General features: G+C 71.7%; 11 protein-coding genes. 4 read left to right on the forward strand and 7 right to left on the reverse strand.

The features are described 5' to 3' along the window. Window positions 1-28: 28 nt before the first annotated feature. A complete protein-coding gene (locus B1H19_RS18235; RefSeq protein WP_083105746.1) occupies window positions 29-1,735 on the reverse strand; it encodes a glycerol-3-phosphate dehydrogenase/oxidase in 1,707 nt (568 codons plus the stop codon). A 218-nt stretch (window positions 1,736-1,953) separates the two neighbouring features. Here B1H19_RS18235 and B1H19_RS18240 point away from each other — a divergent pair, with 218 nt between their 5' ends. Next, a complete protein-coding gene (locus B1H19_RS18240; RefSeq protein ID WP_083105747.1) occupies window positions 1,954-3,201 on the forward strand; it encodes a nucleotide sugar dehydrogenase in 1,248 nt (415 codons plus the stop codon). Window positions 3,202-3,755: 554 nt separating this feature from the next. Here B1H19_RS18240 and B1H19_RS18245 read toward each other — a convergent pair. From B1H19_RS18245 to B1H19_RS18260, 4 genes are all read right to left on the reverse strand, one after another. After that, window positions 3,756-4,880 carry a GuaB3 family IMP dehydrogenase-related protein gene (locus tag B1H19_RS18245; protein ID WP_083105748.1) on the reverse strand — a complete coding sequence of 375 codons (1,125 nt, stop codon included), beginning with the start codon at window positions 4,878-4,880 and terminating at the stop codon, window positions 3,756-3,758. A 93-nt stretch (window positions 4,881-4,973) separates the two neighbouring features. Beyond that, window positions 4,974-6,476 carry an IMP dehydrogenase gene (guaB, locus tag B1H19_RS18250; RefSeq protein WP_083105749.1) on the reverse strand — a complete coding sequence of 501 codons (1,503 nt, stop codon included), beginning with the start codon at window positions 6,474-6,476 and terminating at the stop codon, window positions 4,974-4,976. 137 nt (window positions 6,477-6,613) lie between these two features. Further along, window positions 6,614-7,189, reverse strand: coding sequence for a sigma-70 family RNA polymerase sigma factor (locus tag B1H19_RS18255; RefSeq protein WP_030062845.1), 576 nt, complete (start codon window positions 7,187-7,189; stop codon window positions 6,614-6,616). Window positions 7,190-7,638: 449 nt separating this feature from the next. Beyond that, the gene (locus tag B1H19_RS18260; RefSeq protein ID WP_003948568.1) at window positions 7,639-8,250 is read right to left on the reverse strand and encodes a response regulator transcription factor; all 612 of its coding nucleotides are present in this window, start codon (window positions 8,248-8,250) and stop codon (window positions 7,639-7,641) included. A 379-nt stretch (window positions 8,251-8,629) separates the two neighbouring features. Between B1H19_RS18260 and B1H19_RS18265 the strand changes: the two genes are divergently transcribed. Further along, window positions 8,630-8,971: a WhiB family transcriptional regulator gene (locus B1H19_RS18265; protein WP_030062846.1), complete on the forward strand. Its 342-nt coding sequence runs from the start codon at window positions 8,630-8,632 to the stop codon at window positions 8,969-8,971. A gap of 271 nt (window positions 8,972-9,242) precedes the next feature. Here the strand turns inward: B1H19_RS18265 and B1H19_RS18270 are convergent, their stop codons facing one another. Next, entirely contained in the window at window positions 9,243-10,160 is a 918-nt protein-coding gene (locus B1H19_RS18270; RefSeq protein ID WP_083105750.1) for a LysR family transcriptional regulator, read from the reverse strand. A 480-nt stretch (window positions 10,161-10,640) separates the two neighbouring features. On the opposite strand from B1H19_RS18270, the gene B1H19_RS18275 reads away from it, so the two are divergent. Continuing rightward, window positions 10,641-11,384: an MOSC domain-containing protein gene (locus B1H19_RS18275; protein ID WP_083105751.1), complete on the forward strand. Its 744-nt coding sequence runs from the start codon at window positions 10,641-10,643 to the stop codon at window positions 11,382-11,384. Between the two features lie 110 nt (window positions 11,385-11,494). After that, a complete protein-coding gene (locus tag B1H19_RS18280; protein WP_083105752.1) occupies window positions 11,495-12,268 on the forward strand; it encodes an SDR family NAD(P)-dependent oxidoreductase in 774 nt (257 codons plus the stop codon). 161 nt (window positions 12,269-12,429) lie between these two features. Here the strand turns inward: B1H19_RS18280 and B1H19_RS18285 are convergent, their stop codons facing one another. Then, window positions 12,430-14,316, reverse strand: coding sequence for a DUF2264 domain-containing protein (locus B1H19_RS18285; protein ID WP_107426406.1), 1,887 nt, complete (start codon window positions 14,314-14,316; stop codon window positions 12,430-12,432). Between the last annotated feature and the right edge of the window lie 79 nt (window positions 14,317-14,395).

Raw genomic sequence — 14,395 nt, forward strand, 5'->3', positions numbered from 1 at the left:
TCCGCCTTCGCGCCCGCCCGCGCCGCCCTCACAGCGGCACGATGTCCGGCGCCCCCAGCCGCGCCGCATCCGCCGTCAGATCGTCCGGCTGCCGCTGCGATTCGTGCTCCGCCTCGACCCGCTTCTCGTAGTGCGCGATCTCCTTCTCGATCTGGGCGCTGTCCCAGCCCAGCGCGGGGGCCATCAGCTCGGCGACCTCGCGGGCGCTGCGGGTGCCGCGGTCGAAGGTCTCGATGGAGATGCGGGTGCGGCGGGTGAGGACGTCGTCGAGATGCCGGGCGCCCTCGTGGGTGCAGGCGTAGACGGCCTCGGCGCGCAGATAGTCGTCCGCGGCGGCGAGCGGTTCGCCCAGTGAGGGGTCGGCCACCACCAGTTCCAGCACCTCCTCGGCGAGCGCGCCGAAGCGGTTCAAGAGGTGCTCGATACGGGCGACATGGAGGCCGGTGCGGGCCGCGATGCGGGCGCGGGCGTTCCACAGCGCCCGGTAGCCCTCCGCGCCCGCCAGCGGGACGTCCTCCGTGACGCACTCCGCCACCCTCTGGTCGAGGCCGTGCACCGCCTCGTCGACGGCGTCCTTGGCCATCACCCGGTACGTCGTGTACTTGCCGCCCGCCACCACGACCAGCCCCGGCACCGGGTGTGCCACGGTGTGCTCCCGCGACAGCTTGCTGGTGGCATCCGACTCGCCGGCCAGCAGCGGCCGCAGCCCGGCGTAGACGCCTTCCACGTCGTCCCTGGTCAGCGGTATGGCCAGCACGGAGTTGACGTGTTCCAGCAGATAGTCGATATCGGCGCTGGAGGCCGCCGGATGCGCCTTGTCGAGGTCCCAGTCGGTGTCCGTCGTCCCGATGATCCAGTGCCGTCCCCAGGGGATGACGAACAGGACGCTCTTTTCCGTACGGAGGATGAGCCCGGTGGTGGAGTGGATCCGGTCCTTGGGGACGACCAGGTGAATTCCCTTCGAGGCGCGTACGTGGAACTGTCCGCGCTCACCGATCAGCGCCTGGGTGTCATCGGTCCACACCCCGGTGGCGTTGACGATCTGCCGCGCCCGGACGGCGTAGGCGCCGCCCGTCTCGACGTCCTCCACCCGCGCGCCGACCACCCGTTCACCCTCGCGCAGAAAGCCCACCACCCGCGCCCGGTTGGCGCAGTGCGCGCCGTACGCGGAGGCGGTGCGCACGAGCGTCGCCACATAGCGGGCGTCGTCCATCTGGGCGTCGTAGTACTGGAGCGCGCCCACCAGCACATCGCTCTTGAGGCAGGGCGCCACGCGCAGCGCCCGTTTGTGGGAGAGATGGCGGTGGACGGGCAGCCCGCGGCCATGGCCGGAGGAGACCGACATGGCGTCATAGAGGGCGACGCCGGAGCCCGCGTACCAGCGCTCCCAGCCGCGGTGCTGCAACGGGTAGAGAAACGGCACGGGCTTGACCAGATGGGGCGCCAGCCGCTGGAGCAGCAGCCCCCGTTCCTTGAGCGCCTCCCGTACGAGGGCGAAGTCCAGCATCTCCAGATAGCGCAGGCCGCCGTGGATGAGCTTGCTGGAGCGGCTGGAGGTGCCCGAGGCCCAGTCGCGCGCCTCGACCAGTCCGGTGGCCAGGCCTCGGGTCGCCGCGTCCAGGGCCGTCCCCGCGCCGACGACCCCGCCGCCGACGACCAGGATGTCCAACTCCCGCTCGGCCATTCGAGCGAGTGCCTCGGCACGCTGCGCCGGTCCCAGTGTCGCTGTCTTCACCAGTGCCTCCCGCTGTGATCGGTGCCTGCGTGATCGGTGCCTGCCCGCCTTTCGCCGTGGCGGCGATGCCGGGGACAGGCGCTCCCTGCCGGTATCCCCGCTCCGCTCGTTACGGCAACACCCCGCCCCCTTGATCCACCAATCCCTATTCTGGGTCAAATGTCGGCTTAGTCTACTTATGCGTTATTCGCAGTCGCTCGGGAAGGACGGCAGCAGACATGCCCGCGGACCTCGCCGTCATCGGACTCGGCCACCTCGGCCTCCCCCTCGCCCAAGCCGCCACCGCCGCCGGCATCGGCACCCTCGGCTACGACCCCGATCCGCACGCCGCCACTCCCTCGGGCGCCGACGGACCCCTGTCCGCCACCGAGATCCGCCGGCTCCTCGCGGCCGGCTTCCGCACCACCGCCGACCCCGCCACCCTCGGCAAGGTCCGTACGGCCGTGATCTGCGCGCCCACCCCGCTCGGCACGGACCGCGCGCTGGACCTGACGGGCATCGCGGAGGCGGCCCGCACCCTCGCCGCACGGCTGCGCCCGCACACCACCGTCATCCTGGAATCGGCCGCCTATCCGGGCACCACCGAGGATTTCCTGCGCCCCCTCCTCGAAGAGGGCTCCGGCCTGACCGCCGGCCGCGACTTCCACCTCGCCTGCTCCCCCAGCCGCCACGACCCCGGCAACCGCATCCACCGCTACCGCAACACCCCCAAGGTCATCGGCGGCCTCACCCCCGCCTGCACCGAGGCCGCCGCCGCCTTCTACGGCCGGATCACCGACAAGGTCGTACGGGCCCGCGGCCCTCGCGAGGCCGAGACGTCCAAGCTGCTGGAGACCAACTACCGGCACGTCAACATCGCCCTGATGAACGAGATGGCGGTCTTCTGCCATGACATCGGCGTCGACCTGTGGGACGTCATCCGCTGCGCCGAGACCAAACCGTTCGGCTTCCAGACCTTCCGCCCTGGACCGGGCGTCGGCGGGCACGCCACCCCGATCGATCCGCACCACCTGTCCCACAAGGGGCGTTCACCGAGCCACCCGCTGCGCATGGTCGAACTCGCCCAGGAGGTCAACGGCCGGATGCCGGGCTATGTCATCCAGCGCTGCGCCACCCTCCTGAACGAACACGGCAAATCCGCCCGCGGCGCCCGCATCCTGCTCCTCGGCGTCACCTACAAGCCCGACATCGGCGACCAGGCGGCCTCCCCGGCCCGCGAGATCGGCTCCCGCCTCCGCGAACTGGGCGCCCACCTCACGTACCACGACCCCTACGTCCCCCAGTGGCGCCTGCTCGACCGCCCCGTCCCCCGGGCCGACTCCCTCTACGAGGCCGCGGCCGCCGCCGACCTGACGGTCCTCCTCCAGCCCCACCGCACCTACGACCTCCAGGGCCTGGCCGTCAAGGCCCAACTGCTGCTGGACACGCGGGGAGCGACGCCCACGGGGGCGGCGCATCGGCTGTGACCGGCCCCCGACTCAGGGCGCGACACGGTGATTCAGCGCTTGTCGCTACGCGGTTCTGTGGTGGTGGTAGGCGGAGTGTTGGAGGAAATAGGGTCCGCAATACGCGTGCCGTTTGAAGTCCACATTGATGCATGTGTTGCCGTGGCCTGGAGGCCAATCGCCGCCGTGGTAACTGCCCCCGTTGCCGCCGGGGTTCGTGTTGTCCGACGGGCACGCCGGGGCCGCGCAACGAGGCACCAGAAATGCGGACGATGACGCGGAGGCGAATGCGGATGATGTCGACGAGGAAGCGCCCACCGCACTGACGGCACCGGCAGCCGACACGGCGAGGAGGGGCGCGGCACAGACCGCAACAACCACGCGTCGCATCGTGGCTTTCCTTGAACGCATGACGCCATCCCCTTCCCTCACCCCTTCTCCCACCCATGAGCCGATGTCGCGAGGGCCGGAAGGCCCACCGTGCATGAGCCATGTGGGCACAAGGCGAGAGCCCGGACCGCATGAGCAGTCCGGGCTCTTCCCGTCGAACCGTCCCCCTACGGGAGACCGGCCCCTCAGCGCTTGTGCTGCGAAGGCGCCACCGTGACCTCCACCCGCTGGAACTCCTTCAGTTCGGAGTAGCCGGTGGTGGCCATCGCCCGGCGCAGGGCGCCGAAGAAGTTCATCGAGCCGTCGGGGGTCGTCGAAGGACCGCAGAGGATCTCCTCGGTGGTGCCGACCGCGCCGAGGTCCATGCGCTTGCCGCGCGGGACGTCCTCGTGGACGGCCTCCATGCCCCAGTGGTGGCCGCGGCCCGGCGCATCGGTCGCACGGGCCAGCGGGGAGCCCATCATCACCGCGTCCGCGCCGCACGCGATGGCCTTGGGCAGGTCGCCGGACCAGCCCACGCCGCCGTCGGCGATGACGTGGACGTAGCGGCCGCCGGACTCGTCCATGTAGTCGCGGCGCGCGGCCGCGACATCGGCCACAGCCGTCGCCATCGGGACCTGGATGCCCAGGACGTTACGGGTGGTGTGCGCGGCGCCGCCGCCGAAGCCGACCAGCACACCGGCCGCGCCGGTACGCATCAGGTGCAGGGCCGCGGTGTAGGTGGCGCAGCCGCCGACGATGACCGGGACATCCAGCTCGTAGATGAACTGCTTGAGGTTCAGCGGCTCGGCGGCCGAGGAGACGTGCTCCGCGGAGACCGTCGTACCCCGGATGACGAAAATGTCGACGCCCGCGTCCACGACCGCCTTGGAGAACTGGGCGGTGCGCTGCGGGGAGAGCGCGGCGGCGGTGACGACGCCGGAGTCGCGCACCTCCTTGATCCGCTGCCCGATCAGCTCTTCCTTGATCGGCGCGGCGTAGATCTCCTGGAGCCGCTTGGTGGCCACCGCGCCGTCCAGCTCCGCGATCTCCGCGAGCAGCGGCTCGGGGTCCTCGTAGCGGGTCCACAGGCCCTCGAGGTTGAGGACGCCCAGGCCGCCCAGCTCACCGATGCGGATGGCGGTCTGCGGGGAGACCACCGAGTCCATGGGAGCCGCCAGGAACGGCAGCTCGAAGCGGTAGGCATCGATCTGCCAGGCGATCGAGACCTCCTTCGGGTCGCGGGTGCGGCGAGACGGTACGACGGCGATGTCGTCGAAGCCGTATGCCCGGCGGCCGCGCTTGCCGCGTCCGATCTCGATCTCAGTCACTGTGTTTGGCCCTTCCTACGGAATACGCCCCCAGTATCCCTGACGCGGCAGGACCCGCGACCGTCCGGTCGCGGGTCCTGGAAAATCGCGGTGTCAGCCCCGGGCGTAGTTCGGCGCCTCGGTGATCATCTGGACGTCGTGCGGGTGGCTCTCCTTGAGGCCCGCGCTGGTGATGCGGACGAAGCGGCCCTTCTCCTTCAGCTCGGGGATGTCGGCCGAGCCGACGTACCCCATGGAGGCGCGCAGGCCGCCGACGAGCTGGTGGGCGACCGAGGCGAGCGGGCCGCGGTAGGGGACCTGGCCCTCGATGCCCTCGGGGACGAGCTTGTCCTCGGACAGCACGTTGTCCTGGAAGTAGCGGTCCTTGGAGAAGGAGCGCGCCTGGCCGCGGGACTGCATCGCGCCCAGCGAGCCCATACCGCGGTACGACTTGAACTGCTTGCCGTTGATGAAGACCATCTCGCCGGGCGACTCCTCGCAGCCGGCCAGCAGCGAGCCCAGCATGACGGTGTCCGCGCCGGCCGCGATGGCCTTGGCGATGTCGCCGGAGAACTGGAGGCCGCCGTCGCCGATCAGCGGGACGCCCGCGTCGCCGCACGCCTGCGCGGCCTCGTAGATCGCCGTCACCTGCGGCACGCCGATGCCGGCGACCACGCGGGTGGTGCAGATCGAGCCGGGGCCCACGCCGACCTTGACACCGTCCACACCCGCGTCGATCAGCGCCTGGGCGCCGTCCCGGGTGGCGACGTTGCCGCCGACGACATCGACGGTGATGTTGGACTTGACCTTGGAGATCATGTCGAGGATGCCGCGGCTGTGGCCGTGCGCGCTGTCGATGACGAGGAAGTCCGCACCGGCCTCGACCAGCGCCTGCGCCCGGTCGTACGCGGCGTCGCCGACGCCCACCGCGGCGCCGACGACCAGCCGCCCCTCGGCGTCCTTGGCGGCGTTCGGGTACTTCTCGGCCTTGACGAAGTCCTTGACCGTGATCAGGCCCTTGAGCACGCCGTTGTCGTCGACCAGCGGCAGCTTCTCGATCTTGTGGCGGCGCAGCAGGTCGATGGCGGCGTCGCCGGAGATCCCGACCTTGCCGGTGACCAGCGGCATCGGCGTCATGACCTCGCGGACCTGACGGCCGCGGTCCATCTCGAAGGCCATATCGCGGTTGGTGACGATGCCCAGCAGCTTGCCGGCCACGTCCGTCACCGGGACGCCGCTGATGCGGAACTTGGCGCACAGCGCGTCGGCCTCGGCGAGCGTGGCGTCGGGGCGGACCGTGATCGGGTCGGTGACCATGCCGGACTCGGAGCGCTTGACCAGGTCGACCTGGTTGGCCTGGTCCTCGATGGACAGGTTGCGGTGCAGGACGCCCGCGCCGCCCTGCCGCGCCATGGCGATGGCCATCCGCGCCTCGGTGACCTTGTCCATGGCCGCCGACAGCAGCGGGATGTTGACCGTGACGTTCCGCGAAACCCGGGAGGCGGTGTTCACCGCGTTCGGCAGCACCTCCGATGCGCCGGGCAGCAGCAGGACATCGTCGTATGTCAGCCCGAGCATGGCGAATTTGGCGGGCATACCCTCGACGTTGTCACTCATGACACCTTCCCCAATGCTCTTGCCTCAGCGCGGACTCCCATGCTAACGGCCTGGAGGAGTGTCCGATTCCACGGTGGATGAGGGGCTCATCACTTGTGGATTTCTACGGTGGAATCGCGCCGCGCCCCGGGGTCGGGTTACTGCTCGGCCAGCGCCCGCAGCCTGCTCAGCGCACGGTGCTGGGCGACGCGTACGGCACCGGGCGACATCCCCAGCATCTGCCCGGTCTCCTCGGCGGTGAGCCCGACGGCGACCCGCAGCAGGACCAGCTCGCGCTGGTTCTCCGGCAGGTTGGCCAGCAGTTTCTTGGCCCACTCGGCATCGCTGCTCAGCAGCGCCCGCTCCTCGGGGCCCAGCGAATCGTCGGGCTGCTCGGGCATCTCGTCGGAGGGCACGGCCGTACTGCCGGGATGCCGCATCGCGGCCCGCTGGAGATCGGCGACCTTGTGCGCGGCGATGGCGAAGACGAACGCCTCGAAGGGCTTTCCGGTGTCGCGGTAGCGCGGCAGCGCGCACAGGACCGCGACGCAGACTTCCTGGGCGAGGTCCTCGACGAAGTGCCGGGCGTCACCCGGCAGCCGCGAGAGCCGGGTACGGCAGTAGCGCAGCGCGAGCGGATGCACATGGGCGAGAAGGTCGTGGGTGGCCCGCTGGTCGCCCTCGACGGCGCGTGCGACGAGATCGCCGATCCCCTGATTCCCGTCATCGCGCATCGGTCCATGGTGCCTTGGGGCCGGACGATCAGTGGCAGCACCCCCGTCGTTGTGCCCCGAACCGTTACGAGCCGTCGTGCTAGCACTCACGTTCCACGCCTCCCCCGTTCGGGTTGTACCCATACCGACCGCGAGCCCCCGCCGGTAGCTTGGCTGCGTGCCGTACGGCGCCGGGCAGGGCTTGTCCGTCATGAGGTCTCTTCTGGCCGAGTGAGAAGCCCCGGCCTCCGCCGGGGAGGAGTCACACCTCAAGGATGCGGCATCCCGTGAGGTTTCGGCGCCGGGCGTCGACGCGGCGGGGTTACGACGGTCGCCACCCGGTCGGCGGGTGAGTGCCGTAACCCCGTTTGCACAGCAGATCGCTACGTCAGATCAGTACGTCAGATCGGTACGTCACGGTCACCACTTCACCGCTGCGTCACCACTGCGGCGTCGGCGCGACCGCGGGTTCAGCGCACCAGTCCCCAGCGGAATCCCAGCGCCACCGCATGGGCGCGGTCCGAGGCGCCGAGCTTCTTGAACAGGCGCCGGGCGTGGGTCTTGACCGTGTCCTCCGACAGGAACAGCTCGCGGCCGATCTCGGCGTTGGAGCGGCCGTGGCTCATGCCTTCCAGGACTTGGATCTCGCGCGCCGTCAGCGTGGGCGCGGCACCCATCTCGGCGGACCGCAGCCGGCGCGGGGCGAGCCGCCAGGTGGGGTCGGCCAGCGCCTGGGTCACCGTGGCCCGCAGCTCGGCGCGCGAGGCGTCCTTGTGCAGATAGCCGCGGGCACCGGCGGCGACCGCGAGCGCGACACCGTCGAGGTCCTCGGCCACCGTGAGCATGATGATCCGGGCGCCGGGGTCGGCGGACAGCAGCCGGCGCACGGTCTCGACACCGCCGAGTCCGGGCATCCGTACGTCCATCAAAATCAGGTCCGAACGATCGGCGCCCCAGCGGCGGAGGACTTCCTCGCCGTTGGCCGCGGTCGTCACACGCTCGACGCCGGGCACGGTCGCAACCGCCCGACGGAGCGCCTCTCGGGCAAGCGGGGAGTCGTCGCAGACGAGGACGGATGTCATGACCGCCCTCCGCAGCTGATGCGCGTCACCTTGAGCCTCCAGGCTGGTACGTATCGTCACCTGTGCGATTGACGGCCCTCGGACACCTGCCCGAGGGCTACCTCTGCCAATCGCCTCCGCACACTCAACGACGGTCACTCGAAAGAGTTACGGCTTCGCTGACCGTATTCAGCACGCTCCGTGAGGAGCCGGATACGCAGACGGCATCAGGGACGACCGGCACCCGCGCGTGCACCCTATGCCCTATTTGGCTCTCTTGCTTCCATTTTTGAGGAGTCTGCGACTAGATTCGCAATGAGTCATATTTACATCTACTTAGACGGTAGATGTACGTTCTGAGCACCGAGCCCGAATCAGCATCGCTTCGAGGGGACAAGCAATGGCAGATTTCTCCCGCCTCCCGGGCCCGAACGCAGACCTCTGGGACTGGCAGCTCCTCGCCGCCTGCCGCGGCGTGGACAGCTCGCTCTTCTTCCACCCGGAAGGTGAGCGCGGAGCGGCCCGCAGCGCGCGTGAGACATCGGCGAAGGAGGTGTGCATGCGCTGCCCGGTGCGGGCCGAGTGTGCGGCGCATGCCCTGGCGGTCCGCGAGCCCTACGGGGTCTGGGGCGGACTGACCGAGGACGAACGCGAGGAGCTCATGGGCCGGGCCCGGCACCGGCTGATCCCCGCGACCTCCATGACCGGCCCGGGCGGTATGAGCGACGTGAACGGCGGCTGACCGTCTGCGGCGCACCCATGACGACGAAACGTTCCTGCACAGAGACACCCCCGCAGAGAGACATTCCCGCAGAGACATTCCCGCACAGGTATGGCGACCCGGACGTGACGTCCGGACCCGACGGCCGAGCCCATGGCCGATCCCGCAACCGGGCCTGAGACCCGGCCCGACACCTTCTTGCGCCTGCGCGCTTCCGGACGGCGCGGCCGCCCCCGCCGCTCGCCCCGCCGTACCGCTCCCCCACCGGCCCGACGGCGCCCGTCCGCCCCCGTCAGCGCCCGTGCCCCGCGGCGTCCGCCAGCTGATCGAGCATCGCGGCGACCGCCGGGACCCGCGCCAGATCCGGCAGGGTGAGCGCGACGATCTCGCGGTGCACGGCCGGCTCCATCCGCAGCGTGGTGGCCCCCTTGGGCCGTACCGACGCCAGGGTCAGCTCGGGCAGCGCCGCAACGCCCAGACCCGCGCCGACCAGGCCGATCACCGCGGGATAGTCGTCCGTCGCGAAGTCGATACGGGGCGTGAAGCCGGCGCTCTCGCAGACCTCGACCAGATGCCGTCGGCAGCGCGGACAGCCCGCGATCCACGGCTCGCCGGCCAGATCGGCGAAGCCCGCCGACGCGGCACCGGCCAGCCGGTGGCCGTCCGGGACCAGCCCCGTCAGCCGGTCCTTGAGGATCGGCCGGACCACCAGGTCGTCCCACTCCGCCCCGGCAGCCGGATCCGCGCCGCGCACCTCCGGGTAGCGGAAGGCCAGCGCGATCTCGCAGTCGCCGTTGCGCAGCATCTCGATCGAGCGGGGCGGTTCGGCCTCGACCAGCGAGACCCGCGTACCGGGGTGCGCGGCCCGCATCTTCGCGAGCGCGGTCGGCACCAGCGTCGAGCTGCCGGACGGGAACGACACCAGCCGCACCCGGCCCGCGCGCAGGCCCGCGATGGCCGCGACCTCCTCCTCGGCGGCGGTCAGCCCCGCCAGGATGCCGGCGGCGTGCCGTACGAGGGCCTCGCCGGCCTGGGTCAGCCGGGTCTCGCGGCCCGTACGGATCAGGAGCGGGGTGCCGGCGGCCTGCTCCAGGGCCTTCATCTGCTGGCTGACGGCGGGCTGGGTGCAGCCGAGCTCGCGGGCCGCGGCGGAGAAGGAGCCGGTGTGGGCCACGGCGCGCAGGACGCGGAGGTGGCGGGCCTCGATCATGGGACCAGTATAAGCGAATCTTGGATAGATGATGAGAAATTGGCCGCAGTCTTTGAGGGGAAGCCCGGTGAAAGGCCCGGTGAAGGGAACGGGGGCGGCTTCCGGGTGTCCGGGCTGTGCGGGGCTGGGACTTGGGGCACTGTCTGTGGGATGGCGGCTGGGGTGGTGGGCCGGGCGACGGCTCGGGTGGCGCCAGGGGTGGCGGCTCGGGAGGTGGTGCGCGGGGACGGGGTGGCGGCTCGGACGGCGCTACGGCCGGCCGGTCGGACGGTGGAAGGGGCGGCGAGGGGGGCCGCGAAGGGGGCGGCGGCTCCGGCGGCGATCGGCACGGCGCGTGCGGCGGCTGCCCGGCGCGCACCACCGCCGGCGCTTCGGTCCGCGCTTCCGCCGGGGGCTTCGGTTGGCGCACCGGATGAGCCGTCCGCGGCGTCAGCGCTTAGCGTGGCAAAGATGAGCAGGCAGCGGCGTAAGGAGCAGGCCATGCAGCTGCTGACGGTGAATCTGGGGCGCCCCGCGCCCACCGCGCATAGGCCGACCGGCGGCACGGGGATCGACAAACGGCCGACCGACGGCCCGGTGACGGTGACCGCCCCGGGGCCGAAGGGCGTCGGGGCCAGCGGGCTCGCGGGCGATGCGGTGGTCAACACGCGCCACCACGGCGGGAACGACCAGGCCGTCTACGCCTACGCCCGCGAGGATCTGGACGGCTGGGAACGGGAACTGGGCCGCGAGCTGCCCAACGGGGCCTTCGGCGAGAACCTCACCACCCGGGGCGTCGAGATCAGCGGCGCCCTGATCGGCGAGCGCTGGCGGGTGGGACCGCGGCTGCTTCTGGAGGTGACCTCGCCGCGGATCCCGTGCCGGACGTTCCAGGAGTGGCTCGGCGAACCGGGCTGGATCAAACGGTTCACCCGGGCCGCGGTGCCCGGCGCGTATCTGCGGGTCCTGGAGCCGGGCGAGATCCGCGCCGGGGATGCCGTCGAGGCGGTGCACCGGCCCGGCCACGCGGTAACGGTCACGCTGATGTTCCAGGCCCTGACGACCCGTCCGGAGCTGCTGCCGCGACTGCTGGAGGCGGGGGCGGCGCTGCACCCGGAGGCGCGGGCCAAGGCGGAGAAGCAGGCGGCCGGGATGCAGGCGGCGCGGACGAGCGGAGCGCACGCGGCGCGGACGAACGGGACGCAGCGCATGGAGGGGGCGAAGCCCGTAGAGAAGCCCGCGTAGGGGGCAGGGCGGGGCCGGGCGGGGCAATCGGTGAAGCCGGTGGGGTGGGCGGGGAGTTGCGGGTCCGTTCGGGGTGGGGGACGGGCGAGCCGGGCCGATAGCGTGCCCGTATGACGACTGCATTGATCACGGGAGCGACGGCGGGCATCGGGGCGGCGTTCGCCCGGCGGCTGGCGGGCGACGGCCACAACGTGGTGCTGGTGGCGCGCGATGAGAAGCGGCTGCGCGAGCAGGCCACCGAACTGCACGACCGGCACGGCATCGAGGCGGAGGTGCTGGTCGCCGATCTGGCGACCGAGGAGGGCATCGGCGCGATCGAGGCGCGGCTCGGCGAGTCGAAGCACCCGGTGGACGTACTGGTGAACAACGCCGGCTTCGGCAACAAGGGCGAGTACCTGGAAGTGCCGATGGCCGACGAGCTGAAGATGCTCAAGGTGCACTGCGAGGCGGTGCTGCGGCTGACGTCGGCGGCGGTGCGCGGGATGCGGGAGCGCCGGCGGGGTGCGGTGGTCAATGTGGCGTCGGTGGCGGCGTTCGTGCCGCGGGGGACGTACGGGGCGAGCAAGGCGTGGGTGGTGCAGTTCACCCAGGGCGCGGCGCGGGATCTGGCGGGCAGCGGGGTGCGGCTGATGGCGCTGTGCCCGGGGTTCGTACGGACCGAGTTCCACCAGCGCGCGGGGATGGGCACGGACAACATCCCCGGGTGGATGTGGCTGGACGCGGACAAGCTCGTGGACGCGGCGATGAAGGACCTGTTGCGGGGGAAGTCGCTGTCGATTCCGGATCCGCGGTACAAGGCGCTGATGGGCGCGGTGAAGCTGGCGCCTCGCGGGGTGCTGGGCGGGCTGTCGTCGCGGACGGGGCGGAAGTACGGGCCGCGCTAGGGGGCTTCTCCGTACGTTTCCGTACGTTTCCGTACGTTGCCGGCTCGGCGCCGTGCACCGACGCTCTGCCTCAGGCGTGCGTTGCCGGGTGCGGCGCCGCTGTTTTTTGTTGTCGCTGCGCGGCTGTTCGGCCGCGGCGCCGGGCCTGCACGGCTTCGCCGCTACGGCCCGGCGCCTCCCGTGGGTGGGGGGTTCAGGGGTAGGTGGGTGCTGGTGCCGTCCTGCCAGGTGATGTGGAGGGTGGTGCCCTTGATGGTCGTGGTGACCAGTTCGCCTACGGGTGCGGGGGCCGGGTCGCCGGTGAGCGAGGCCAGGGCGACGAAGAGGGTGCCCTGCGGGTCTGGTGTGGTGTAGCCCTCCAGGACGGACGTGCGGGTCCGGGGGCCGAACGGGGTGCTGCCGGTGGGGGTTTGGGTGGCCGGTCCGCGGTAGCCGTGGGCGGGGTGGAGCTGGGCGGTGGGGCCGTCGGGGGTGGTGGCCCAGCCGGTCTGGCGTACGGGGGTGCCGGGTGGGGCGCCGGTGACCAGGTGGGCGCGGACTTCGGTGCGGCCGTGGACGGCGGTGGCGGACAGGAGCCGGATGCCGGGGAGCGCGGTGCCGTCGGCCCGGTGGGGGGTCTGCACGGAGGCGGCCCAGTCGGGGCCCGAGCCGTGGGGTGCGGCGGGGCCGCGGGTGGTGGGGCGGCCGTCGAGGAGCAGGGCGAAATGGTTGTCGGCCGGTGCGTCATCGGCCGTCGGGCCGGTGCGGGTGGAGTAGGCGAAGCGGGAGTAGTGCGGATCGCAGGCGGCGAGCGGCGAGTTGCTGCCGTGGTTGTGGAGGCGGACCAGGCCGTCGGAGGCGGTGGAGTGGAGGAGCAGGCCGGTGGGGCCCAGGGGCTTGGCCGTGTCCTGCGTTTCGGCGGGGAGGGGTTCTTCGGTGTCCGTCCAGGCCGGGTGGTCGGGGGGCAGGAGCAGGCCGAGGAATCCCTTGGCCGCCCAGTAGGGGGACGCCGGGCCCGAGTAGCTCTGGAGCATGGGGGCATAGGGGCCGTACCAGCCGAGGGACAGCAGTCCGTTGCCGTCGACGGCGCCCCGGTCGAGGAAATGGCGCAGGGTCCCGGAGGCGAGGCGGCGGGTGGCGCCCGGGGCGAGCGGGGTGTGGCCGGTGAGGGCGCCCAGCCAGGGGGCGGCGGTGGCGGCGAAACGGTAGGTGAGGGAGCGTCCGAAGGGCAGCGGCGCGCCGATGGCGTCGAAGAGGCGGGTGTGGTCGGCCAGATGGGCGCACAGGCGCTCGCCGTACGTGGCCAGCAGGGACGCCTCCGAGGCGAGGTGGGCGTGCAGCACGGGATGGAAATGCAGGGCCCAGGCGTTGTAGTGGTCGAACGCACGGTTGTCGCCGTCGGAGTACCAGCCGTCGCCCAGGTACCAGTCCTCGATGCGGTTCAGCGCGCGGTCGATGGCCTCCTGGGCGCGGAGCGGCTCGATGCCCACGTCCTGGAGGAAGCCGGCGACGGCGAGGCCGAAGAGCCACCAGTTGTTGTCCACGGGGGACGGGGTGAGCGCGGGCAGCAGCCAGTCGGCCAGGCGGGTACGGGCCCGCTGGTCCAGCGTGTCCCAGAGCCAGGGGCGGGTGAGGCGGAGGCCCAGGGCGATGGAGGCGGCTTCCACCCGGGCCTGGCGGATGGCGGGGATGGTCGGCCAGGAGTCGGGATGACCGGTGGTCAGCTCCCGCCCGGCGGTGGGGTTCCGCGGTCCCGCGGTCAAGCCCTCGGCGTAGCGGGGCAGATGGCCCTGCGGATCGCGGCCGTCGCCGCCGGCGACCCGGAGGGCGGCCAGGAGGAACGTGCGGGCGAAGCCTTCGAGACCGTCCGAGCGGGTCCCGGAGCAGCTGGGGCGCGCGCCGGGAAGGACGATCAGCGCGTGCCGCGGGGAGGCGTACGGGACGGTGGCACGCAGCAGCGCGTCGGCCGTGGCCTCCCAGTGGGCACGGGTCCAGCCGGTGTAGGGGCTACGGCGGCGGTCCTCGGGCGGGAGCGGGAAGGGGGCCTGCGCGGCCGGCTGAGGGACCATCATTCACCGCCTGTGTACGGGTACCCGCTGCATCCGTCGCCCCCTCGCATCCCTTTCTACCGAAGACCGCCTCTCCGCG

Source organism: Streptomyces gilvosporeus (assembly GCF_002082195.1).
Lineage (GTDB): Bacteria > Actinomycetota > Actinomycetes > Streptomycetales > Streptomycetaceae > Streptomyces > Streptomyces gilvosporeus.